Raw genomic sequence first — 22,424 nt, 5'->3', positions numbered from 1 at the left:
ACCAGGCAAGCCGCTCGTTGCGGCCCACGCCTAAATTTTTGTGAGCGCCATGATCGACGACCTGATCCAACTGGGCAAACTCATCAGCCTGGGCCTGGCGCTGATGCTGCCGCTGGCCAATCCGCTAACCTCCATGACGCTGCTGCTCTCCCTGGGCCAGCAGATTCCCTACAAAGAGCGCGAACGCCAGGTCACCCAGGCAGCCTTTTATGTCGTGGGCATCATGTTGGTGACTTACTATGCCGGCGCATGGATCATGCACACCTTCGGCATATCCATCCCCGGCCTGCGGATCGCGGGTGGGCTGATCGTCGTCAGCATCGGATTCAGCATGTTGTTTCCAAAGGGCGAGTCGCGCGCATTGGAAGCCGAGGCGGCCGCCGATGCCCAGAACCAGCGGCAAACGCCCAACATCGCCTTCGTGCCGCTGGCGCTGCCCGGCACTGCGGGGCCGGGCACCATCGCCATGATCATCAGTGGGGCCGCGTCGGTGGATACCGCGATCACGCCGGACTACGCACCGTGGGTGATCGCGGTGACGCCGGTCATCGTGTTTGCCTTGCTTGGCGTGCTTTTCTGGATCTGCCTGCGCTCGGCGGGCCGCATCGTGGCGGTGATCGGCCAAAGCGGTGTCGAGGCCATCTCGCGCGTCATGGGCTTCCTGCTGGTGTGCATGGGCGTCCAATTCGTGATTAACGGCGTGCTTGAAATCATCACGCAGCATGCCGGCGGATAGCCAGGTATTGCACGGCAGGCTGCGGCGCGGCGTAGCCATCGTGGGGCGCGTCGTCGGCAGTCTGCTGGTGGCAGGCTCCGCCTTGTGGGGTATGTTGGCGCTCGCCTATCAGGCACCGGGCGGGGTGTGGGGCAAAGGGGCGGCCGCGCTGCTCTGGGCGGGCCTGTGCGCGGGCGCGCTCGTCGCGTTGTGGCGTCGAGGGCGCTGGCGTCGGCGAGCCGGCTGGCTCTATCTGGCGGGCCTGGTCACGCTGTGCAGCGGGTGGCAGACGCTGTCGCCTTCGAATGACCGCGTCTGGGCCGATGACGTCGCCCGGATGCTGCGCGGGACGGTGCAAGGGCCGGTCGTCACCCTGGAAAACGTGCGCAACTTCGATTGGCGTTCGGACGACGACTACACTCCGCGCTGGGAAACCCGCCAGTACAACCTGGATCAGCTTGTCGCGGTGGACATGGCGTTGTCATATTGGTCGGGCCCCGCCATCGCCCACACCCTGGTGTCCTTCGGGTTTTCAGACGGCCGTCACGTGGTCTTCTCTGTCGAGATCCGCAAAGAACGCGGTGAGAAATTCTCCGAGATCGGCGGCTTCTTCAAACAGTTCGAATTAAGCGTGGTGGCGGCAGAGGAACGCGACATCCTCTACGTGCGGGCAGGGCCGCGCGGCGAAAGCGTGTACCTGTATCCGGTGCGCATGCCGGCTACCGCCATGCGCGAATTGTTTCTGTCATACGTAACCACCGCCAATGCGCTGGTCGATACGCCCCGTTTCTATCACACGGTGACCGCCAATTGCACGACGCTGGTTTATCAGATGGTGCGCGCCATCGTTCCGGGGCTGCCGCTGGACACCCGCATCCTGTTGTCGGGATATCTGCCCGAATACTTGTACGAGCAGGGCGGCCTGGACGCCAGCGTGCCTTTGGAGGTGTTGCGCCAGCAGGCAGCCGTCGGCCCGCTGACCGCGCCCGGGGACGATCCCGTGGCCTTTTCGCGCCAGATCCGGCGGCATGGGGCGCCGGCGCCGGCACGCCCAAACCCGTAGAAACCGCCAGCATCGCCTTCCGGGACAGTGCAAGCAACGCGAAGCCGCATGAGACCGCAGGTATCTGTTTCGCGGCGTTTCCAAAGTGCGATTCCACGCGTACTTCGCCACTTTTCGACGGGTAAGCTGCGGTATCGTCGAATTTCAAGCGCTTCACGCGTGCGCATTTCTCACGTGAGTTTTGGGCCCGGTATCGGAACCGGGCGGTTTGGAAGGAGGGCGCCAAGATGTTCTGGCCGACCCTGAGCATTGTCCTGATTATTGCGGCGGCCGTTGGCGCGGTGCTGCTGCGCCACCCCGGCGTTGTCTTGTACGACTGGATTGCTTCCCGTCGGATGACTGCTCGCGCGCGCCCCGCGGCGCCCGTCGCTCAACCTTCGCCGCGCGCGGATGAGCGCCCGGGGCGTCCCGTCCTGGCGGGGTAGTTTTTGGATTACCCCCGAGGTCTTTGCAGGCCCAGATGCCCGCGCAGCGTGCGGTGCTCATATTCCGTGCGGAACAGTCCCCGTCGCTGCAGCACCGGAATCACCTGATCGACAAAGTCGTCGATACCGCCGGGCAACGCGGGCGGCATCAAATTGAAGCCGTCCGCCCCCTCGTTCCTGAACCAGGTTTCCATCTGATCCGCGATTTGCTCGGGGGTGCCGACCATCGTGCAGTGGCCCCCGCCGGCGGCCAGCCGTCCAAGCAACTGGCGCACGGTGGGCTGTTCGGTCTCGATGATTCTAAGAATGGTCGCGTACCGGCCTTTCGGACCCTTGAAATCGGCCAGTGAAGGAAGCGTCGGCACCGGCGCGTCCAGCTTCCAGCCGCTGCAGTCCTGCAGCACGAAAGTTCCCAATTGCCGCAGCGACGCGTCGCTGGGCAGCAGCTCGTCCAATTCGCGCTGTTTCGCGCGTGCCTCGGCTTCAGTGGACCCGACATAGGTGACCAGGCCGGGCATGATCGGGACGAAGGCGTCCCGGCCGGCGGCGCGCACGCGCTGCTTGATGTCGCGGTAATAGGCCTGCGCGGCGGGCAGGTCGTATGCCACGGCGTAAATGGCTTCGGCCCGCCGGGCAGCCAGGTCGCGGCCCTGGTCGGATGCGCCCGCCTGGAACAGAACGGGGTGCCCCTGGGGCGGGCGCGGAACGGTCAGCGGGCCATCGACCAGGAAATGGTCGCCATGGTGATGGATCGGGTGGATGCGCTCCGGCACGCCATAGACGCCCTCGCGGTCGATCGCCAGGGCTTCGTCTTCCCAGGAATCGAACAGGCGCAGTGCAACGTCCACGAACTCTTCGGCGCGCGCGTAGCGCCAGTCGTGCCCCGGCATGGCCTCGTAGCCATGATTGCGGGCTTCGGCGTCGAACATGGACGTCACCACGTTCCAGCCCATGCGGCCGCCCGAAATGTGGTCCAGCGACGCCACCATGCGGGCGGCGTGGAAGGGGGTGAAGAAGGTGCTGGAGACCGTGCTGATCAAGCCGATATGGGTCGTGGCCCGCGCGATCGCAGCCATGGCGGTCAGCGGCTCCAGGTACCAGCGCGGGCCGTCGCCGATGTTGTCCGTGGATTGGCCGTCGGCGAAGAAGATCGCGTCCAGCTTGCCGCGTTCGGCGGTGCGGGCCAACGCCTCGTAATAGCCGATGTCGCCCAGTCGCTCGGCGGCCGAATCCGGGTGGCGCCAGGCCGCGCGGTGGTGGCCGCAGCCGAAGATGAACAGGTTCAGGTGCAGCATGGCGGTCAGTTCTTGACGAGGCCGCCGTCCACGACCAGGTTCTGGCCGGTGACGCTGCGCGACCACGGGCTGGCGAAGAACAGCACGGCGTCGGCGAATTGCTCGGGCGTGGTGACGCTGCGCAGCGGCGTGCTGGCGGCGATCAGATCGAACACCGCCTCGGGCGTGGCGGCCGACGCGTCGGTGGTTCGCAGCAAGCCGCCCGACACCATGTTGACGGTAATCCCGTGCGGGCCGAGGTCATGCGACAGCGTCCGGGTGAACGACAGCAGCGCGGCTTTGGCGGCCGTGTAGTCGTGGTACGGCACGACCGGGTTCTGGACCAGGTTGGTGCCGATGTTGATGATGCGGCCGACGCCGGCGTCCCGCATGCCGGGCAGGGTGGCCTGCACCGTGTTCAACGCGCCGCGCACGCAGCCTTCGATCTGGTGGTTCAGATTGTCCCAGGTCAGCGTATCGGCGTGCGGGCGGGCGTCGCCATTGAACTGGAAGGCGGGCAGGGCGTTGTTCACGACGGTTGTCACCGGCATGCCGAAATGGCGTTGCGCTAGCGCCACCATGGCGTGAACGGCTTGCGCGTCGCGCACGTCGGCGGCCACGGCCAGCGCGCGGTCCGGCGCGCTGGCGGCCAGCGCCTGGGCGGCATCGGCGCTATTCAGGTAATTGATGACCACGCGCGCGCCTTCCCGAAGAAAGGCGCGGGCGATATGCGCGCCCAGGCCTCGGGCGCCGCCCGTGACAAGGACCAATTGTTCGTTCAGGGCGGGGGCAGAGTGTGCAGGAGACATGGTGAGACTCGTCGATTCCATCGGCAGGCACGCAAAACCGGTGCCGCAAGCGGGCGAACTTAGCATGAATCAACGCGCCGTTGACATTGCTTCGCCGCTCTCCTAACCTTGCGGCAATTCCTGGGGGAGCCCTGTTTCGGGCTGAGATTCCGCGTCATCGCGGTAACCCTTTGAACCTGATCCGGGTAATGCCGGCGAAGGGAAGGACATCGCACGACTCGCGCGCCCTCCCTAGACTTTCATCCATCTTGCGGCCCCCTGCGTCCGGGCGGGCCGCCATGTTGCGCGCCCGGCTTGCCGCCGGTAGCGGGAGGGCCGTTCCGCATGTTGACCCAATCCACCGCCTTGATGTGGCTGTTGCTGTTTTCTGGCGGCTTCGCGCTGGCCAGCGTGCTCTATACGCGGCGCAAGCGCGGCACCCTGGAAGACTACATCGTCGCCCGTAACAGCCAGGGCGCGTTCGGCACGATCCTGACCCTGATGGCGTCCACGTTGGGCGCATGGATCCTGTTTTCGCCGGCGCAGGCGGCCACGTGGGGCGGCCTGGCGGCGGTGATCGGCTATGCGCTGGGATCGATGTCCCCGCGTCTGGTGATGATCCCGCTTGGCCGGCGCATGCGAGAACTGATTCCGCACGGGCACACGCTGACCGAATTCCTGATGGCGCGCTACGGACGGCCGATGTACGGGCTGGCGCTCTTCATCATGCTGTTCTACCTGTTCATCGCCTTGTCGGCCGAAGTCACCGCGATCGCCAAACTGGTCACCATGCTGGCCCCGGTGCCGCTGTGGGCCACCGCCGCCATCGTGATGGGCACGACGCTGCTGTACACCACCTACGGCGGGTTGCGTTCGTCGATTTTCACGGATCAGGTGCAGATGATGGTCATCGTGCCGCTGCTGGTGGTCCTGTGCGTGGTGGGCTGGCAAGCCGCGGGCGGCGCGCTGCCCACCATCGAAGCGCTGCAGGCCAAAGCCCCGCAGTTGCTGGACGTGACCGATCCTGGCGGCGTGAAAGCGGGCCTGACCTTCTTCGTGGCCATCCTGCTGACTGGCATTTTCCATCAGGGCAACTGGCAGCGTATCTATGCGGCCAAAGACGTGCGTTCGATGCGCAACGGCTTCCTGTTGGGCGGCATCCTGGCCGCGCCGTTCATCTTCCTGATGGGCTTGTTCGGCCTGGCCTTCGTGGGCCTGGCGCCGGCGGGCGACAGTTCCATCGCGCTGTTCAGCGTCATCATGCCGCACGCGCCCGCGTGGTTCGTGATCGCGCTGATCCCTTTGGGCTTGTCGCTGGTGATGAGCACGGCCGACACGGCAATCAGCGCAGTGTCCAGCATCGTCGCGGTCGACATGCGGCGGCTGATGCCCAACGCCAATGGCATGGACATGAAGCGGCTTGCCCGATGGGCGGTGCTGCTGCTGGCCATCCCCGTCATGGTCGTGGCCTCGCAGGGCTACAGCGTGCTGTATCTATTCCTGCTGGCCGACCTGCTGTGTTCGGCGGCCGCTTTCCCGGTGTTCTATGGGTTGTTCAGCCGCAAGCATGATGGCCTGACGGCGACCGTCGCGACCATCACCGGACTGGCGGCGGGCCTGTTCTTCTTCCCGTCGCCGGGCGACAAGCCCACGTTCCTGCTGGAATCGTTCCTGCTGGCGGCGTTTGTGCCGGTCGTTACGACGGTGCTCATGCGACTGGCGCGGCGCGGCCGCCAGGAATTCGATTTTTCGACCCTGAGCGCGGCAGTGCGCAGGCTGGATCGCGACGCGGTGTAGGCCCGATTCAGCGGGGGCTCGATATGGGGCCGGGGGGGTAAGCCGCCGATCGGGTGCGCGGCCCCGCTGAACGGGCTGGCCGCCCGGCAAAACACAACAAAACAAAAAAGCCCTGGACCATTTACGTGTCCAAGGCTTTTCTGTCTGGAATTTGGTGGAGCGGAGGAGGATCGAACTCCCGACCTTCGCATTGCGAACGCGACGCTCTCCCAGCTGAGCTACCGCCCCAATGAAGCAAGACCAAAACTATACAGGAACAATCCGGCGGCGCGCAACACACCGCCCGACAAAAATTTTCAGACGAATTCCAGGGTGGCGACGACCGGCGCGTGATCCGAGGGCTGCTCGTTGCGGCGCGGCTCTTTGTCGATTGCGCAGGCGATGCAACGCTTGACCAGCGGCGCCGACAACAAGACGTGGTCGATCCGCAGCCCGGCGTTGCGGCGGAAGGCGAATTGACGGTAATCCCACCAGGAAAACGACTTTTCCGGCTGTTCGAACAGGCGGAAGGAATCGGTCAGGCCCAGATCCAGCAGCGCGCGCAAAGCGGCGCGTTCGGGTTCAGACACCAGGACCTGGCCTTCCCATTTTTCGGGATTGTGCACATCTTCGTCGGCGGGGGCGACGTTGTAGTCGCCCAGCACGGCCAGACGGGGATATTGCTTGATCTCTTCGGCCAGCCAGTTGCGCATGGCGTCGAACCAGGCGAGCTTGTAGACGTATTTGTCGGAATCCAGCGATTGGCCGTTGGGGCAGTAGGCGCACACGACTCGCACGTCGCCTTCGGGGCTGGGGAAGGTCAGGGCCAGGACGCGTTGTTGCGGATCTTCGTAGCCGGGGATGTTGCGCACCATCGACGTGCCCGGCACGCGCGAAATGATGGCGACGCCGTTATAGGTCTTCTGGCCGGCCCAGACTGCGTGGTAGCCGGCTTCCTTGAAAGCGGCTTCAGGGAACTTGTCGTCGGCAAGCTTCAGTTCCTGGATACATAGCACGTCGACCGGATTGGCGGCCAGCCAGTCCAGCACTTGCGGCAGGCGCACATTCAGGGAGTTCACGTTCCAAGTGGCTAATTTCATGTTCTTCGCAGGCCGTTTATTTATGCGGTTCCAAGGGGTGATGCCTTCCAAAAAACCGGACTGGCTACTCATCTGGCGACTCATCCGGGGCGTGGTTGGCGTTCGCCGGGGACAAGGCCAGATGATACCTGCTCATGCTGCCTTCTTTTGCTCGTTCCGTTCGGTCGGCGCCTTGTCGCCGGTGACGTTCGCTAGCGAAAGCGGCGGACCGCCTCGCGTCAACGCACTCATGGGGTTGAGCGGCAGTGGCGGATTACACCGTGTCGTCAGCCTCAATGCGCTTGTCGGGGTAGCGGTTGCGCATTTGCTGGATCGTGTCGGGCAAGATGCCATTGCCCTTCAGATTGAGCCATTCAAGGTTGGGCCCCAGCTCGGGAATCGTGTCGCGATCGAAGGCGATCTGGTTGTTCGAAAGATCCAGGCGCTTTTGGCAACCGGTCAGCAAAGGCGTAACGTCCGTCAGCGTAAGCCGTCGCAGTCGGGAAGAAGGCGCGCTCGGGGACTCTGTCTGGGCCTCTTGCGCTTCGGATGGGGAGGCCGGAATGATGCCCCCGACGCCCGCCAACGTCAGAGAGAGGAGATGCGGGATCCCCGCCAGCCCCCGCATGAGATTGAGGCAGCTATACGATGTGGATGCACCGGGCCGAAATCCGGGATCGCTCCCGCGCAGTGCGGCATCGACCAAGCGGAAATCGTGGAGACGGGTAGCCGCCTTCAGCGCGTCGGTTAAGCCATCAAGGAAGATCCATCCGTGCGCGACGGTAAGATGATCCAAGTTCTCGATATGTGCGATGTCGGTGATGTCACAGTTAAAGACCATCATGTTGGTCAGCCGTAGCGCGCAAATGTCCTTTGTGCCAATGCCTGCTGGTACGCTGAAACGCGGGCGGCTGTCAGCGCCAAATCCCGGCTGGAGCTCCAGGGTATGGATTCTGGGAGGGATGTGCTCCATATCGTCCGAGTCCAGGTCAAAAGTGATCCTGAGATACCCGATTTCCATCCCGGCCCACTTGGTCCCCAACTTCAAGTCATGCAAAGTGTGTATAGCGCCGCGAAACACGGGTCGCGTGCTTTGGTGCAGCGTTGCGATGCCTTCCGCTTGGTGCCGGCCCTGGGCATCCCGCGCCTTGGACAAGCGGCCGCGCCAGGCGACGTTTGTCCGCAAGTCTGAAGCAGCCAGTCGCAGTATCTCGTCGCGCAAGTAATTGGGCACGCTCTTCAGGTCCTGAACCAGGGCTGGCTTTTTTTCCTTGGCCGCAGGCAAGTGGGGCGCGGCCAATGGCTTGCCCGGCAGGAGTGGCACCGTCGGTGGCGATTCCACCCAACTGGGAGATGCCCCCGTCGATTCGGGTGTGCCCCGCCATGGCACGATCGCCTTGTTCGAGTCGCTTACCTGTACCTGATGTGGCCCGATTAACCCGCTGCTTGCTCCCTCTTGATGAGCGGTGATGGGAAGTGACGGATGGGAATTGGATTTGGGGGGAGAGATCATGGGCGGCGCCTTGGTGCAATGATCCGATGAGTTACCCCATCCCCATATCGGTTCCCGATGCGTGCTCGCTAGCGCGCGGGCGTTTCCGGCCGCTGCATTTGGAAATACGCGATCAATGCTCGGAGCCGCTGTTCAGCATCCGGCTCTTCGCTTTTTCGATGTGCGCGCGCATGACATTGCGGGCGCCGTCCGCGTCCTGTTGCAGGATCAACAGGTAGATGTGTCGGTGTTCGTCGATGGCGGCGCGGGTGCGCTTCCAGGGTTCGCTGTGGACGAGATGGCGCATGACGTTCACGGCGTGGCTGACGTCGTATTCCAGCGATTTCAACACTTGCACGAAGCGCTGGTTGCTGGTGGCGGCCGCGATGGCGCGGTGAAAGCCGTAGTCGTGATGGTGGGCGATGGCGCCCGAGGCGTCGGCTTCTTCGTAGCCCGTCAGCATCCGGTCCATTTCGCGCAGGTCGTCCGCGCTGCGGCGCAGGGCGGCCAAATAGGCGCATTCGGGCTCGATCACCATGCGCAGTTCCAGGCCTTCCAGGATATGGCCGACGCGGCGCGCGGGGTCCACGGCGGGCATGCCGCCCATCAGGTCGGGCTTGGCGCGCACGTAGGTGCCGGACCCGCGGACGGAGTCCACCAGTTTGTCGTCGCGTAAACGGTCCAGCGCTTGCCGGACCACGGGGCGCGACACCTCGAACAACGCGGCCAGTTCCAATTCCGTGGGCAGCTTGTTGCCGGGCGCGATCTTGCCGGTGGCAATGGCGTAGAACAGGCTTTCGTACACGCGTTCGGCAAAGCGCTCGGCGCGCACATACCCCATGCCAGATGCCACGTCGGCCAGCACGTCCAGTTCCGGACGGGGGCGGGCGGCGGCTTCCAACAACGATTCCAGCTGCGGGTCACGCACATCGCTCATCAGCGCGCTCCTGTTTAGTGTGCCGCGCTTGTCATTCAGGATGACAAGTTGCGGCGGGAAGGGATTCACACGTGAATCCTTGAAATATTAGGGATTACCCGAGGCGCCAGGGAAATGTCCTGAAGCTTGGGATAAAAGCTGTCAATTCAATTGACAAGTTGCGGTGGCCTCTCGTACCTTGCTTGAAACCATTGCTCCGTGCTGCGTGACGCCATCGCTGCCTCACGTGTCCTTTTCGCAACCGGCCATTGGGCCGCTACTTTACTCCGCACATCGTGACTCAGAAGAACTTTATCGCCAACCAATGGGTGGCTGCTGCCGCCGGTGAAACCATTCCCGTCCTGAACCCGTCCGATGGCAAGGCCTTCGAGGCGATCGCCCGTTCGGGCGAAGCGGATATCGACCGCGCCGTGCAGGCTGCCCGCGAGGCGTTTGAAGGCGACTGGGGTCAGATGGCGCCGGCCGCGCGCAGCCGGTTGCTGATGCGCATCGCGTTCGCGCTGCTGGACCGCCAGGAGGAATTGGCGCAGCTGGAATCGGCCGATACGGGCAAGCCCATCAAGCAGGCGCGCGCGGATGCCGCGGCGGTGGCGCGCTATTTCGAGTTCTACGCCGGTGCGGTCGACAAGCTGCATGGCGAGACCATTCCCTACACTCCAGGTTTCACGGTGCTGACCATACGCGAAGCGCATGGCGTCACCGGCCACATCGTGCCTTGGAACTACCCCTTGCAGATCTTCGGCCGCAGCGTCGGCGCGGCGCTGGCCGCGGGCAATGCCTGCGTGGTCAAGCCCGCCGAAGACGCGTGCCTGTCGCTGTTGAAGCTGGCCGAGATCGCCGCCGAAGTGGGCCTGCCCGCCGGCGCCCTGAACATCGTCACCGGCTATGGCCACGAGGCCGGCGCGGCGCTGACCGCGCATCCGGGCATCGACCACATTTCGTTCACCGGTTCGCCGCAGACGGGCAAGATGGTGGCGCACGCCGCCGCGGAAAACCATGTGCCGGTCACGCTGGAACTGGGTGGCAAGTCGCCGCAAGTCGTGTTCGACGATGCCGACCTGGACGCCGCCATGCCGGTGCTGTTGGCCGCCATCATTCAAAACGCCGGCCAGACCTGCTCGGCGGGTAGCCGCGTGCTGATTCAGCGTGGCGTGTACGAAACCGTGCTCAAGCGCTTGTCGGATGCGTTCTCGGCCACCGTCACCGGCCCGGCGGCGCAAGACCTGGACGTGGGGCCGCTGATCAGCGCCCGCCAGCACGACCGCGTGCGCGGTTTCCTGGCGGAAGCCGAGGCCGAAGGCCTGAAGGTCGCCGCGCGCGGCCAGCTTGCCAACGGCACGCCGGAATCCGGCTATTACCAGCCGCCCGTGCTGTTTCGCGACGTGCCGCCCGATAGCCGCCTGGCGCAGGAAGAAGTGTTCGGCCCCGTGTTGGCCGCCATGGTGTTCGACACCGAGGAAGAAGCGCTGGAAATCGCCAACGGCACGCTGTACGGCCTGGTGGCGGGCGTGTGGACCCGCGACGGCGCGCGCCAGATGCGCCTGGCCCGCAAGCTGCGCGCCGGCCAAGTGTTCGTGAACAACTACGGCGCTGGCGGTGGCGTGGAACTGCCGTTCGGCGGTTCGCGCCAGTCGGGCTATGGCCGTGAAAAAGGCTTCGAAGCGCTGTATGGCTTCACGACGCTGAAGACCATCGCGATCCGTCATTGATATCGCGGCGGGTGGCGTCCGCCACCCGGTCTTGCGGGGCGGTTCCTGGCAAAATATCGGTTAACGTTGATGTTTTGCTTCAGGGGCCTGCCGCCCCGTATTCAGGATCCGTATGTTCACCGGTATTGTTCAAGGCACCGCGAAGATCGCGAAGATCGCGGATCGCGAAGGCCTGCGCACCTTCACGCTGGAATTCCCCCCTGGTTTCTGTGTCGACCTGGCCATTGGCGCCAGCGTTTCGACGGACGGCGTTTGCCTGACCGTCACGGAACTGCTGCCGGACAATCAGGCCACCTTCGATGTCATGCTGCAAAGCCTGGCCATCACCACGTTGGGCAGCTACGCCGAAGGCGACCGCGCCAACGTCGAGCGCGCCGCCAGGGACGGGGCCGAGATCGGCGGGCATCCGCTGTCCGGGCATGTGGACTTCACGTCCGAAGTGATCATGGTGAAGTCGTCCGACACCAATCGCCTGATGCGCTTCAGCATCCCCCCGGATTTCCGCAAGTACGTGTTCGCCAAGGGCTATATCGCCATCAACGGCGCCAGCCTGACCGTGTCGGAAGTGAACCGCGCCGAAGGCTGGTTCGAAGTCTGGCTGATTCCCGAAACCCGCCGCATGACCGTCTTTGAAGACAAACAGGTGGGCGATTTCGTCAACATCGAAATCGAACGCAGCACGCAGGTGGTGGTGGACACCGTGCGCGAAACCGTCCAGGAAAGCCTGGGCAAGTTGCAACCGCTGTTGGAAGCCATCCTGAAAGAAAAGGGCCTGACCCTGGAAGACTTCGTCAGCCCGCAGGGCAAGCTGAAGTAAGCCGCGGGGCCGGGGCGCCTGGCCCGGAAGTCCGCGCCAGGGCCATGGCCCCCGTCACCCGCCGAACGGTTGGCCTTGCGGGCGCACGCGGATGCCCGGCTGCAAGCGGGTCCACGGCAGATCCGCCGGGTCGGCCTGCATGGGCCCGGGCGCTTTGGCCACCAGCACCTCGTGCGCGATGGGCTGGAAGTCGGCGCGGAAATGCACCGAGCTCTTCACGACCAGTATCCCCATTTCTTCGGGCTGCACGCCGCCCACGCGGAACAGGTTGCGGTCCAGCATCTGCGCCTTGCTGGCGCTGACCACGACGCGCACGCCGCCAATCCGCAGGCCGGCCACGGCGCCCAGGTCCACATCCATGCCGTGCATCATCGGGCCATCGAAGCGCAGCTTGCCGGGCGATAGCGTTTCCACCAGGAATTCGCCTTCGAAAGCCGAGTCGCCGGCAACGCCTGATTGGCCGCCCAAGCGTAGCGTGACCGTCTTGCCGACCCCGGCGGCGGTGGCGGCGCGCACGGCGTCGGGGTCATAGAAAAGCCCCAACGCCGCGTTCTGCGCATCCGCTTCTACCAGCGCGCGTAGCATGCCCGTGGTGTTGGCGTCGCCGCCCGCGCCCGGATTGTCTTGCGTGTCGGCGATGACGACAGGACGCGATGCGCCCGCCGCCAGCGCCTGCGCACGCCGCACGGCTTCGGCGGGTTCAAGGAAATCGGGCGACCATTGCGGCTCCAGTTCCAGCACTTGGCGGTACAGCGTTTCCGTGACCTGTTCGACCGCCGCCGCATCGGTGCCGTAGGCCCAGACCACCGGACCGCACTCCGGGAAGTCCGCCGCCGGAAAACCGGGAGCGAACGAAATGGACGCGACCCCAGGCGTCTGCTCCAGTTGCGCCAGCGCGTCGTACACGCCTTGCGACGGTTGCAGCATCGTGCACATGCCGTTGATGGGAATCAGGAAGGGCAGGCGGCGTTCGCTGCGCACCCAGCGTTGGCCCGCCGCGATGCGCGCCAGCAGCAGGCGCGCGGCGTGTTCGCCGGTGTCCGCCATATCCACGTGGGGATACGTGCGGAAGGCGGCCAGCCCGTCGGCTTCGCGCAGCATTTCCGCGGTGACGTTGGCGTGCAGATCCAGGCTCGCGATGATGGGTACGCCGGGCCCCACGACCCGGCGCACGCGCGCCAGCAGCTCGCCCTCGCCGTCGTCCAGGTGTTCGGTGACCATCGCGCCGTGCAAATCCAGATAGACGGCGTCATAGGGGCCGGCACGCGCGGCGTCGATGATTTCTCCGGCGATGCGTTCGTAGGCGTCGCGGGTGACGTGCGCGGAAGGGCTGGCGCCCGCCCAGATCACGGTGCGGACCGTGTGGCCCTGGGCCTGGATGGCGTTGAGGAACCCGCCGGCAGGAATGTTCACTAAGCGCAGCGCGAGCATATCTTCGCCGCGCACCATGGCGGGAAAGCCTTCACCCCGGACGAAATTGTCGTAGCCGGCCTTGGAGGGCGCAAAGGTATTGGTTTCGTGCTGAAAACCTGCCACCAGGATATGCATGTCGTTTCCTCTTGTTCATTGGGATAGCGCGCAACTATCCGGCAGTGTGGCACGAGAGAAGCGGGCAGGCATCCGGAAAACAGGGGTGAATCGTCATGGGGTGGACGGACGATCGCCGGCATCCGTATCCGTATCCGCATCGGGTTCGCGGCTTTGAATGATGCTGGTTTTTCATGTTTTGTGTTTTTTAGATCAAGCCATAACAACGGTGTCCGGGCAGTTATGCTCCAAGAGGCCCGTAAATGGCCAATAAAATACCGAAATGCCCATGAAAAGGGCGTTTTAGGCGGATTCGAATACAATTGCGGCACTTTCGGAGGTTTCTATGTCGGTCATATCCGATATCAAAATACGCCCCCTGGAGCGCGGCGACCTGCACTTCGTGCACAAGATCAACAATAACGACGTCATCATGCGTTATTGGTTCGAAGAGCCCTACGAGGCCTACGACGAACTGGTTGCCCTTTATGACCGCCACTTGCATGACCAGAACGAGCGGCGTTTCATCATCGAACACGACACCGGCCAACCCGCGGGCCTGGTGGAACTGGTGGAAATCGACTACATCCACCGCCGCGCGGAATTCCAGATCATCATCGCGCCCAGTTATCAGGGCCGGGGCTACGCCAAAGCGGCGACCCGCATCGCGGTGGGCTATGCGTTCCGCGTGCTGAACCTGCACAAGGTCTACCTGGTGGTGGACAAGGACAACATGGCGGCCGTGCACGTGTACGAACGCTGCGGCTTTCAGATCGAGGGATTGCTGAAGGAAGAGTTCTTTTCCAATGGCGCCTACCGCGACGCTTACCGTATGGCGCTGTTGCAGCACGAGCATCTGCGCGATGTGGGGCCCGGCGCGCCGGATGCGCCTGTGCTGCGTGATTGGCCGCAGGAAGAACAGACGGGCTGATCGCCCGTCCATTCGTTTCCCATCGTGACGCGTTGCGCGTCAGGCTGTCGCGCGCAGCAGGCGCAGGCCGTTGGCGACCACCAGCAGGCTGGCGCCGACATCGGCAAACACCGCCATCCACAGCGTCGCGTTGCCGGTCATGGCAAGCGTCAGGAATACCACCTTGATACCCAGCGCCAGCGTGATGTTCTGCATCAGTACCCGATGGGTCGCGCGGGACAGGCGCAGGAACGTCCCGATCTTGCGCAGGTCGTCGTCCATCAGCGCCACATCGGCGGTTTCGATGGCCGTGCCCGTGCCGGCGGCGCCCATCGCAAAGCCGATGTCGGCGCGGGCCAGTGCGGGCGCGTCGTTGATGCCGTCGCCCACCATGCCCACGCGCCCGCTGGGCCCCAGTTTGCTTTCGATGGCGGCCAACTTGTCTTCAGGCAATTGATCGCCACGAGCTTCGTCGATGCCTACCTGTTTTGCGATGGCCTGGGCGGTAGGGGTGTTGTCGCCCGTCAGCATCAGGGTGCGCACGCCCAGCGAGTGAAGGTCGGCGATGGCGGCCGCGCTGGTGGGCTTGACCGTGTCGGCCACGGCGGCCAACGCCATCACCCGGTGGCCGTCGGTCAGCGCGATGGCGCTCTTGCCCTGGCGTTCGAGTTCGTCAAGGCGAGCTTCCAGCTTGGGGCTCGACACGCCCAGTTCGCGCATCAGGCGGCGGTTGCCCAATTGGTAGGTCACGCCGTCGATCTGGGCGCTGACGCCGCGGCCGGGCAGGGCCGTGAAGGCGTCGACCTCCAATAAGGTCTCGCCCGCGTCGCGGGCCGCATTGGCCACCGCCAGCGACACCGGGTGGTCGGAACGGGCGGCCAGGCTTGCGGCGATCAGGGCGGCGGGCTGGCGGGCTTGGTCGGACACATCCCATTCCTGCAAGTCCGTCTGCACCGGTTTACCGTGCGTCAGGGTGCCGGTCTTGTCCAGCGCCAACCACTTCAGGTTGCGGCCTTCTTCCAGGTATACGCCGCCCTTGACCAGAATGCCGCGCCGCGAGGCGGCGGTCAGGCCGCTGACGATGCTGACCGGCGTGGAAATCACCAGCGCGCAGGGGCAGGCGATGATCAGCAGCGCCAGCGCGCGGTAGATCGCATCGAACCACGGCTGGCCCCAAAGCAGGGGCGGCGCCACGGCTACCAGCACGGCCACGGCCACCACGACGGGCGTATAGATGTGCGAGAAGCGGTCGATGAAGCGCTGGGTCGGCGCGCGGGCGCCCTGCGCTTGTTCGACGGCGTGGATGATGCGGGCCAGCGTCGTGTTGCCGGCGGCCGCGGTCACGCGGTATTCGAACGAGCCCGACGCGTTCACGGTGGCCGCGAATACCGGATCGTCCTGCGTTTTTTCCACGGGCAGGCTTTCGCCGGTGATGGGCGACTGGTCCACGGCCGAACTGCCGCTGACGATGATGCCGTCGGCGGCAATACGTTCGCCGGGGCGCACGCGCACCACGTCGCCTACCTGCAATTGCGCGGCGGGCACTTCAAGCCAGCGGCCGTCTGCCTGGCGCACGGTCGCCGTTTCGGGAGCCAGGTCCAGCAGCCCGCGGATGGCGTTGCGGGCGCGGTCCAGCGAACGCGCCTCGATCAATTCGGCCACGTTGAACAGGAACATCACCATGGCCGCTTCTGGCCATTGGCCGATCAGCACGGCGCCGGTCACGGCAATGCTCATCAAGGCATTGATGTTGAGGTTGCCGTTGCGCACGGCGATCCAGCCCTTGCGGTACGTGGTAAGGCCGCAAGCCAGAATGGCGGCCACGGCGAATGCCGCGGTGGCGCCCAGCGGCCAACCGGCAAAATGCGAAAACTCCGACAAGGCGGCCAGCACGCCCGAGCCGCCGATCATCCACCAGTTCACGGGTTTGGCGTCGGGGGCAGCGGGACGCGCCGCGCCGTCGGTCAGGGGTTCCGGCGTCATGTCCAGCGACTTGATGGCGGCCATGATGCGGTCCAGCGCGCCCTCGGCGTGCACCACCGTCAGCACGCGCTGCATCAGGTTGAAGTCCAGCGCATGCACGCCATCCAGGCCGCCCAGCTTCTTGCGGATCAGCGTTTCCTCGGTGGGGCAATCCATCTGGCCGATGCGCAGGCGTGCCAGCAACTGGCCGGGCCCGGCGACAAGCGTGGCGCCACCGTCGCCAGAGAGCGACATGTTCTCCATGCTTTGGGCGTGGCTGCAGCAAGCCGCCTCCGGTTGCGCGTGGCGATGGCCGTGATCATGGCCGTGGTCATGCTTGTGGCCGTGATCGTGATCGTGATCGTGGTCATGGTCATGAGCGTGGTCATGGTCGTGATCGTGCGCGCGCCCGTGGCTCCCGCCGTCCGTTGCGTGAACGTGACCCGCCTTGCCGTGTGCGTGTTCGCCTTGCCCGCTGCCGCAGCAGGCGCCGTCGTGCCCGGCGGGCTGGGAGTTGAGGGTTTTGACAGGAGGGAGGGACATCTTCTTCGCCTTATGTAAGCTGATGGCCGTATTCCACACCTTGGAGTTACTATAGGGTCAACCCCTTATTTCAAGCGGATGCGATCCAGGAGGCGTGATGCGTATTGGCGAATTGGCCACGGCGGCCGGCACCACCGTCGAAACGGTCAGGTACTACGAGAAAGAAGGGCTGCTGCCCGCCCCGGAACGCGGCCTGAACAACTATCGAAGCTACGGGCAACCGCATCTGGAACGGCTGCGGCTGATCCGGAACTGCCGGGCGCTGGACATGACGCAGGACGAAATCCGCGCCATCCTGTCGCTGGCCGACAACCATCAGACCGGCTGCGGCCCCATTAACGAACTGTTCGACGAGCACATTTCGCACGTGGATGAACGCATTGCCGAACTGACGCAACTGAAGACGCAACTGACCGAATTGCGGCAACGCTGCCTGTCCGCGCACCCCGACGCGGAAGACTGCGGCATCCTGCATGGCCTCTCTGAAATGCAGGTCGAAGAACGCCAGGAGCGGCATACGCACCTGGGCTGATGCCCTTGCTGCGGGCCGGGGGATACCCGCCTCGGCTGCCGCCATCGCTTAATATGAGAATCTGTTTCTTTCCCATTTGCGCCCGAATCAATGACCGTAACCACCACTGCCACTCCGCTGCACGCCCTGACCACGCGCCGTTCCGTGAAGTTTCTGCGCGGTCCGGCGCCCAAGCCCGCCGAACTTGAACAAATCCTGCAAGCCGCCATGTCGGCGCCCGATCATGGCGCGCTGCGCCCGTGGCGTTTTGTCGTGATCCAGGGCGAGGCCATCGGCAAGCTGGCGGATGTGGCGCTGGAAGCGGTCAAGCGCAGCGGCGACCCGCGGATGACGCCTGAAAAGGAAAAGTCGGTGCGCGAATGGATGGCAGGCGTGCCGCTGTTCATCGCCGTGGCGCAGAAGATCGCGCACGACAACACCAAGATCCCCGAACACGAGCAACTGCTGGCCACGGGTTGCTCGGTCATGAACATCCTGAACGCCGTCCATATGCTGGGCTATGGCGCGTTCTGGAGCACCGGGGTCGGTACCTACGTCGAAGATGTGCAAAACGCGCTGGGCCTGGATTCGCTGGATTACCGTTTCCTGGGCTATCTGGCCATCGGCACGCCCGGTTGCGCCGTGCCGCCCGCCAATCGTCCCGATTACCGCGACTTCGTCACGGAGTGGACCGGTCCGGTCTGAACGCGATAGGCGTAAATTGCGGCACGCCTGAAATAGGACGCTTGCGCGCCAGGTAATAAATGACAATAATTCTTATTGTTAATTAGCCTGGTGCCTTTCCATGTCCTCATCCGCACAGCCCACGGAGCATTCCGCTGCCGAGCTGTATGACGCGCATCACTCCTGGTTGCAGGAGTGGCTGCGGCGCAGGCTGGGATGCCGCCATGATGCGGCCGATCTGGCGCACGATACGTTCGTGCGTGTCCTGGCCGGCCGCCAGACCGACACCATCCGCGAACCACGCGCGTTCCTGACCACGTTGGCGCAGCGTACCCTGTTCACCTTCTGGCGCCGCCGCGAGTTGGAGCGCGCCTATCTCGACAGCCTTGGCGCCTTGCCGTCGGCCACCGTGGCCAGCGAAGAGAGCCGCGCACTGGTGGTCGAGGCCCTGATGCATATCGACCGCGCGTTGCAACGCCTGCCGCTCAAGGCGCGGCAGACCTTCCTGTACAGCCAGCTTGACGGACTCAGCTACGCCGAGATCGCCGTGCGTGTCGGCGTATCCGTCATGACGGTACGGCGCTATATGAAGCAGGCCATCACGCTGTGCGTGGCGGCGCGCCTCGCCGCATGACGGCGCCGTTGCTGCCGGCCGATCTGGAAGCGGCCGTGGATTGGATGGTGCTGTTGTCGTCGGGCAGCGTGGCTGCCGCGGACCGTGCGCGATTCGAGCAGTGGCGGCTGGCGGATCCTTGCCATGACGCGGCCTGGAACAAGGTCAACGCCGCCGTCAAGGGTTCTTTTGCGGCGCTTGACGGGGGCGAGCAGCGCCAGGCGGCGGGTCGCGCCTTGCTGACCCCGCCTGCCAGGCGGCGGATGCTGCGCAATGCGCTGGGCTTGACGCTGGCGGCGGGCGGAGTGGCCGCGCTGGCCGATCGCCAGACCCCGCTGGGGATGCTGACCGCCGACCTGCGCACGGGCACCGGCGAGCGTCGCGTCTATGCCTTGCCGGACGGCAGCGAGTTGACGCTGAATGCGCGGTCGGCCGTGGATCTGGATTTCAGCGCCGGCATGCGCCGCGTGCGCCTGCGGGCGGGTGCGGTCTATGCGCGCGTGGCGCCCGACGCTGCGCGGCCGTTCATCGTCTCGACCGCCGAGGGCGAAGTGCAGGCGCTGGGCACGGTGTTCAGCGTGGCTCGGGAAGAAGAGGCTTGTGTCGCCAGCGTGGTCGAGCATCGCGTCGAAGTGCGCGCCGCTGGCCAACGCCGCGTGCTGCGGGCAGGCGAGGGCTTGCGGTTCGATGCGCAGGGCCTGGGCGCGCCGGAACCCGTACTGGCCGACGCCGCCGCCTGGCAAAGCGGCATGCTGGTCGTGCATGACGAGCCCCTGGGTGCGGTGGTGCAAGCGTTGCGGCCCTACCGGCGCGGCATCATCCGGATCACGCCGGCTGCGGCGCGGCTGCGCGTATTGGGGGCGTTTCCGCTGGACGACACGGGCCGCACACTGGAGTCGCTGCGCCAAACCCTGCCGATCGACATCACGTCGCTGGGCGGGTGGTTCGTCAGCATCGACCTGCGCGATCCCCGTTCAGAAAATAAATGATCACTTTTGTCCGCGTCGTTGGACATCCCTCCTGAAACACCAAACTGTTGCAGGAGAATCCATGTTTCATCGTCGCCCGCTCCGGCCCTTGGCTGCCGCGCTGTTCATTGCCTTGGCCGCGCCTGCGGTCCATGCCCAAACCCCACCGGGCGGCCCTGCCGCCGCCCGCGCCGTCCTGCGCTTCGACCTGCCCGCCGGCGCCCTGGGCGATACGCTGACCCGCATCGCACGCCAGAGCGGGCGCGCGGTGTCCGTCGATCCCGCCCTGGTGGCGGGCCGCACGGCGCCGGCCATCGCTGGCGATTACACGGTGGAAGACGCGGTGCGGCGCGCGCTTGCCGGCAGTGGCCTGGAACTGGCCGTCACGGCCAATGGCACGCTGAGCGCGCGGCGCGCGCCCGAAGGCGCCACGGTGCTGGAGCCGGTCCGCGTGACCGGTTCTATCGAATCGCCCACCGCGCATGTGGACGGCTACGTGGCGCAACGCGCGCTGTCGGGCACCAAGACGGACACGCCGCTGATCGAAACGCCGCAATCCATATCGGTCGTCACCAGCGACCAGATCCGCGCAATCAAGGCGGGTTCGGTGGCGGATGCGCTGGGCTACACGCCCGGCGTGTCGGCGCAATCTCCTGCTTTCAGCCGCATGGTGGACGACCTGATGCTGCGCGGCTTCAATGTGGCCGCCGGGAACTCCGGGCAACTGCGCGATGGCCTGAAGCTGCAGTCCAGCGTCTACGACGGCGGGCAGGAACCCTACGGGTTGGAACGGGTGGAGGTGTTGCGCGGCGCCTCTTCGGTGCTGTATGGGCAACTGAGCCCGGGCGGCGTGGTCAACACCGTCAGCAAACGCCCCTCGGCCGATACCCTGCGCGAACTGAACCTGGATACCGGCAGCTACGGGCGCCGCCAGGTGTCGGGCGACTTCACCGGGGCGCTGACCGAGGACGGTGCCTGGACGTACCGGCTGACGGGCCTTGCCCGCAATGCGGACAACTGGGTGGACCATGTGCCGGACGACCGGACCTATCTGGCGCCAGCCTTGACGTGGCAGCCCTCTGCGGCCACGTCGCTGACGCTGTTGGCCAGCTATCAGCGTATCCGCACGCGCTTTGCCGCGCCCATGCCCGCCGCCAATACCCTGAACGGCCAGATCCCCCGCGACCTCTTCATCGGCGAACCGGATTTCGATCGCTACGACACCGATACCTACACCGTCGGCTACGCGTTCGAGCACGCGTTCAACGACCGGGTGAAGCTGCGCCAGAGCGCCCGGTATTTCACGGCGGACGGTACTTGGGACTATTTGAGCTTCGGCGCATTGCAGGCCAATGGCCGGACCTTGCGGCGCGGTGTGGTCAGCCGCAGCGAACACTCGTATGGCGTCGCAACCGATACGTCGCTGGAACTGAAGCTGGATGGCGGGCCGTTGCAACACACGGTGCTGGCGGGGCTGGACTACTACCGCAGCGGCTATGACTCGCATCGTCATGCCGGCACCGTGGCGGCGTTGGCGGACATCTATCACCCCGTATATGGCGCGGTGCCGACGTTGAACACTGCCGCCGACTACGGCATCAATACGCGTTCCGATTCGCTGGGCTTGTACCTGCAAGATCAGATCAAGATCCAGGACAAGTGGGTGCTGGTGCTGGGTGGCCGCCAGGATTGGGCCGATACCGACCAGAGGAACTACGCCACCGGCGCCACGACACGCCTGCGCGACAGCGCCACGACCGGCCGCGTGGGCCTGGTGTACCTGGCCGACAACGGCCTGGCGCCTTACCTTAGCGCCAGCCAGTCGTTTGCGCCGACGATCGGCGTGGATCGCGCGGGCAACGCGTTCAAGCCGACCAAAGGCACGCAGTACGAACTGGGCCTGCGCTATGAGCCGCCGGGCGGCAACATGCTGTACAGCGCGGCAGTCTATGACCTGACGCAGACCAATGCGCTGACCGGCGACCCGGCCGACGCGACGTACTCCGTGCAGACCGGCCGGGCGCGGTCGCGGGGGTTGGAACTGGAAGCCAAGGCACGCCTGGGCGCCTTGAACCTGACGGCCAGCTATGCCTACACCGACGCCCGCACCACGCGCAGCAAGGTGGCGTCGCTGGTCGACCAGCGCATTGCGCTGGTGCCGCTGCACAACGCCTCCATCTGGGCCGACTACAACCTGACCGCCGCCGGCGTGCCGGGCCTGACCGTCGGCGCGGGCGTGCGTTATGCCAGCTCGACGAATTTGCCAGGCTACCCCGCGAATGTGCCCGGCCAGTTCCTGGTTGACGCCCTGGCCGGCTATGACTTCGGCGCGCTGGACCCCGCCATGTCCGGCCTGTCGTTGACGGTGAATGCGCGCAATCTGTTCAACCGCGGCTACCTGGCTTGCGCGGGGGCGACGGGATGCCGCTACGGCGATCCGCGCACGCTATATGCCACCCTGAGCTATCGCTGGTAAACGCTGGAAAACCCCTAGTGAGTTACGGGCCCGCATGCATGCTGGCCCGTCTCGGCGACCCCGTCCCCTGTGCTAATCTCGTCGACGGCCACGCATATTTATCCCTATGCGCAGGCCGACGATGGCAGCGCTTAAGGTCACACGCCTTTGGCAAT

19 protein-coding genes, 1 tRNA gene and 1 riboswitch are annotated in these 22,424 nt (G+C 65.1%); of the genes, 12 read left to right on the top strand and 8 right to left on the bottom strand.

The window, feature by feature from the left end:
• The first annotated feature begins 49 nt into the window (after positions 1–49).
• Entirely contained in the window at positions 50–736 is a 687-nt protein-coding gene (locus ACI0FO_RS07595; protein ID WP_416025451.1) for a MarC family NAAT transporter, read from the top strand.
• Positions 723–1,778, top strand: coding sequence for a DUF4105 domain-containing protein (locus ACI0FO_RS07590; RefSeq protein ID WP_416025449.1), 1,056 nt, complete (start codon positions 723–725; stop codon positions 1,776–1,778). Before ACI0FO_RS07595 ends, ACI0FO_RS07590 begins: the two co-directional genes overlap by 14 nt.
• A 433-nt stretch (positions 1,779–2,211) precedes the next feature.
• Here the strand turns inward: ACI0FO_RS07590 and ACI0FO_RS07585 are convergent, their stop codons facing one another.
• Positions 2,212–3,498, bottom strand: a complete 1,287-nt coding sequence (locus ACI0FO_RS07585; protein WP_416025447.1) for an LLM class flavin-dependent oxidoreductase — start codon at positions 3,496–3,498, stop codon at positions 2,212–2,214.
• A 5-nt stretch (positions 3,499–3,503) separates the two neighbouring features.
• Positions 3,504–4,286 (bottom strand): 3-oxoacyl-ACP reductase, encoded by a 783-nt coding sequence (locus ACI0FO_RS07580; RefSeq protein WP_416025445.1) that lies wholly within the window; start codon positions 4,284–4,286, stop codon positions 3,504–3,506.
• 112 nt (positions 4,287–4,398) lie between these two features.
• A riboswitch (TPP riboswitch) is annotated at positions 4,399–4,506 on the top strand.
• Between the two features lie 104 nt (positions 4,507–4,610).
• On the opposite strand from ACI0FO_RS07580, the gene ACI0FO_RS07575 reads away from it, so the two are divergent.
• Complete coding sequence (locus ACI0FO_RS07575; protein ID WP_416025443.1) at positions 4,611–6,062, top strand: sodium:solute symporter family protein; 1,452 nt, start codon at positions 4,611–4,613, stop codon at positions 6,060–6,062.
• Between the two features lie 152 nt (positions 6,063–6,214).
• On the opposite strand, the gene ACI0FO_RS07570 is transcribed toward ACI0FO_RS07575, so the two are convergent.
• From ACI0FO_RS07570 to ACI0FO_RS07555, 4 genes are all read right to left on the bottom strand, one after another.
• Positions 6,215–6,290 (bottom strand) — tRNA-Ala (locus ACI0FO_RS07570).
• A gap of 68 nt (positions 6,291–6,358) precedes the next feature.
• A complete protein-coding gene (gene xth, locus ACI0FO_RS07565; protein ID WP_416025441.1) occupies positions 6,359–7,141 on the bottom strand; it encodes an exodeoxyribonuclease III in 783 nt (260 codons plus the stop codon).
• 253 nt (positions 7,142–7,394) lie between these two features.
• A complete protein-coding gene (locus ACI0FO_RS07560) occupies positions 7,395–8,633 on the bottom strand; it encodes a hypothetical protein (RefSeq protein ID WP_416025440.1) in 1,239 nt (412 codons plus the stop codon).
• Between the two features lie 112 nt (positions 8,634–8,745).
• Complete coding sequence (locus ACI0FO_RS07555) at positions 8,746–9,549, bottom strand: FadR/GntR family transcriptional regulator (protein ID WP_416025439.1); 804 nt, start codon at positions 9,547–9,549, stop codon at positions 8,746–8,748.
• A 272-nt stretch (positions 9,550–9,821) separates the two neighbouring features.
• On the opposite strand from ACI0FO_RS07555, the gene ACI0FO_RS07550 reads away from it, so the two are divergent.
• Positions 9,822–11,258, top strand: coding sequence for an aldehyde dehydrogenase family protein (locus ACI0FO_RS07550; protein ID WP_416025687.1), 1,437 nt, complete (start codon positions 9,822–9,824; stop codon positions 11,256–11,258).
• 112 nt (positions 11,259–11,370) lie between these two features.
• Positions 11,371–12,075, top strand: a complete 705-nt coding sequence (locus ACI0FO_RS07545; protein WP_416025437.1) for a riboflavin synthase subunit alpha — start codon at positions 11,371–11,373, stop codon at positions 12,073–12,075.
• 54 nt (positions 12,076–12,129) lie between these two features.
• On the opposite strand, the gene ACI0FO_RS07540 is transcribed toward ACI0FO_RS07545, so the two are convergent.
• A complete protein-coding gene (locus tag ACI0FO_RS07540; protein WP_416025435.1) occupies positions 12,130–13,623 on the bottom strand; it encodes a M81 family metallopeptidase in 1,494 nt (497 codons plus the stop codon).
• A gap of 325 nt (positions 13,624–13,948) precedes the next feature.
• Here ACI0FO_RS07540 and speG point away from each other — a divergent pair, with 325 nt between their 5' ends.
• Positions 13,949–14,533 carry a spermidine N1-acetyltransferase gene (gene speG, locus ACI0FO_RS07535; protein WP_105560101.1) on the top strand — a complete coding sequence of 195 codons (585 nt, stop codon included), beginning with the start codon at positions 13,949–13,951 and terminating at the stop codon, positions 14,531–14,533.
• 39 nt (positions 14,534–14,572) lie between these two features.
• Here the strand turns inward: speG and ACI0FO_RS07530 are convergent, their stop codons facing one another.
• The gene (locus tag ACI0FO_RS07530; protein WP_416025433.1) at positions 14,573–16,738 is read right to left on the bottom strand and encodes a heavy metal translocating P-type ATPase; all 2,166 of its coding nucleotides are present in this window, start codon (positions 16,736–16,738) and stop codon (positions 14,573–14,575) included.
• Between the two features lie 9 nt (positions 16,739–16,747).
• Between ACI0FO_RS07530 and ACI0FO_RS07525 the strand changes: the two genes are divergently transcribed.
• From ACI0FO_RS07525 to ACI0FO_RS07500, 6 genes are all read left to right on the top strand, one after another.
• Complete coding sequence (locus ACI0FO_RS07525; RefSeq protein ID WP_416025431.1) at positions 16,748–17,035, top strand: hypothetical protein; 288 nt, start codon at positions 16,748–16,750, stop codon at positions 17,033–17,035.
• Positions 17,036–17,114: 79 nt separating this feature from the next.
• Positions 17,115–17,549, top strand: coding sequence for a Cd(II)/Pb(II)-responsive transcriptional regulator (cadR, locus tag ACI0FO_RS07520; protein ID WP_416025429.1), 435 nt, complete (start codon positions 17,115–17,117; stop codon positions 17,547–17,549).
• 90 nt (positions 17,550–17,639) lie between these two features.
• The gene (locus ACI0FO_RS07515; protein ID WP_416025427.1) at positions 17,640–18,233 is read left to right on the top strand and encodes a nitroreductase family protein; all 594 of its coding nucleotides are present in this window, start codon (positions 17,640–17,642) and stop codon (positions 18,231–18,233) included.
• 100 nt (positions 18,234–18,333) lie between these two features.
• The gene (locus ACI0FO_RS07510) at positions 18,334–18,846 is read left to right on the top strand and encodes a sigma-70 family RNA polymerase sigma factor (RefSeq protein ID WP_416025425.1); all 513 of its coding nucleotides are present in this window, start codon (positions 18,334–18,336) and stop codon (positions 18,844–18,846) included.
• The gene (locus ACI0FO_RS07505) at positions 18,843–19,814 is read left to right on the top strand and encodes a FecR domain-containing protein (RefSeq protein WP_416025423.1); all 972 of its coding nucleotides are present in this window, start codon (positions 18,843–18,845) and stop codon (positions 19,812–19,814) included. The genes ACI0FO_RS07510 and ACI0FO_RS07505 overlap by 4 nt, the downstream gene beginning before the upstream one ends.
• Positions 19,815–19,875: 61 nt before the next feature.
• Positions 19,876–22,269 (top strand): TonB-dependent siderophore receptor, encoded by a 2,394-nt coding sequence (locus ACI0FO_RS07500; RefSeq protein ID WP_416025421.1) that lies wholly within the window; start codon positions 19,876–19,878, stop codon positions 22,267–22,269.
• Positions 22,270–22,424 lie beyond the last annotated feature (155 nt).

The organism is Achromobacter marplatensis (assembly GCF_049060505.1).
Classification (GTDB): Bacteria; Pseudomonadota; Gammaproteobacteria; order Burkholderiales; family Burkholderiaceae_B; genus Achromobacter; species Achromobacter marplatensis_A.
The sequence above is the reverse complement of the archived record's forward strand: the minus strand, read 5'-3'. Positions and strand labels throughout refer to the sequence as shown.

Bases quoted from the DNA above. Each gene is read 5' to 3' on its own strand.
- cadR (WP_416025429.1), top strand. From the start codon at position 17,115: ATGCGTATTGGCGAATTGGCCACGGCGGCCGGCACCACCGTCGAAACG.
- ACI0FO_RS07500 (WP_416025421.1), top strand. From the start codon at position 19,876: ATGTTTCATCGTCGCCCGCTCCGGCCCTTGGCTGCCGCGCTGTTCATT.
- xth (WP_416025441.1), bottom strand. From the start codon at position 7,141: ATGAAATTAGCCACTTGGAACGTGAACTCCCTGAATGTGCGCCTGCCG.
- ACI0FO_RS07545 (WP_416025437.1), top strand. From the start codon at position 11,371: ATGTTCACCGGTATTGTTCAAGGCACCGCGAAGATCGCGAAGATCGCG.
- ACI0FO_RS07555 (WP_416025439.1), bottom strand. From the start codon at position 9,549: ATGAGCGATGTGCGTGACCCGCAGCTGGAATCGTTGTTGGAAGCCGCC.
- ACI0FO_RS07530 (WP_416025433.1), bottom strand. From the start codon at position 16,738: ATGGAGAACATGTCGCTCTCTGGCGACGGTGGCGCCACGCTTGTCGCC.
- ACI0FO_RS07540 (WP_416025435.1), bottom strand. From the start codon at position 13,623: ATGCATATCCTGGTGGCAGGTTTTCAGCACGAAACCAATACCTTTGCG.
- ACI0FO_RS07515 (WP_416025427.1), top strand. From the start codon at position 17,640: ATGACCGTAACCACCACTGCCACTCCGCTGCACGCCCTGACCACGCGC.
- ACI0FO_RS07505 (WP_416025423.1), top strand. From the start codon at position 18,843: ATGACGGCGCCGTTGCTGCCGGCCGATCTGGAAGCGGCCGTGGATTGG.
- ACI0FO_RS07590 (WP_416025449.1), top strand. From the start codon at position 723: ATGCCGGCGGATAGCCAGGTATTGCACGGCAGGCTGCGGCGCGGCGTA.
- ACI0FO_RS07595 (WP_416025451.1), top strand. From the start codon at position 50: ATGATCGACGACCTGATCCAACTGGGCAAACTCATCAGCCTGGGCCTG.
- ACI0FO_RS07510 (WP_416025425.1), top strand. From the start codon at position 18,334: ATGTCCTCATCCGCACAGCCCACGGAGCATTCCGCTGCCGAGCTGTAT.
- speG (WP_105560101.1), top strand. From the start codon at position 13,949: ATGTCGGTCATATCCGATATCAAAATACGCCCCCTGGAGCGCGGCGAC.
- ACI0FO_RS07580 (WP_416025445.1), bottom strand. From the start codon at position 4,286: ATGTCTCCTGCACACTCTGCCCCCGCCCTGAACGAACAATTGGTCCTT.
- ACI0FO_RS07560 (WP_416025440.1), bottom strand. From the start codon at position 8,633: ATGATCTCTCCCCCCAAATCCAATTCCCATCCGTCACTTCCCATCACC.
- ACI0FO_RS07585 (WP_416025447.1), bottom strand. From the start codon at position 3,498: ATGCTGCACCTGAACCTGTTCATCTTCGGCTGCGGCCACCACCGCGCG.
- ACI0FO_RS07575 (WP_416025443.1), top strand. From the start codon at position 4,611: ATGTTGACCCAATCCACCGCCTTGATGTGGCTGTTGCTGTTTTCTGGC.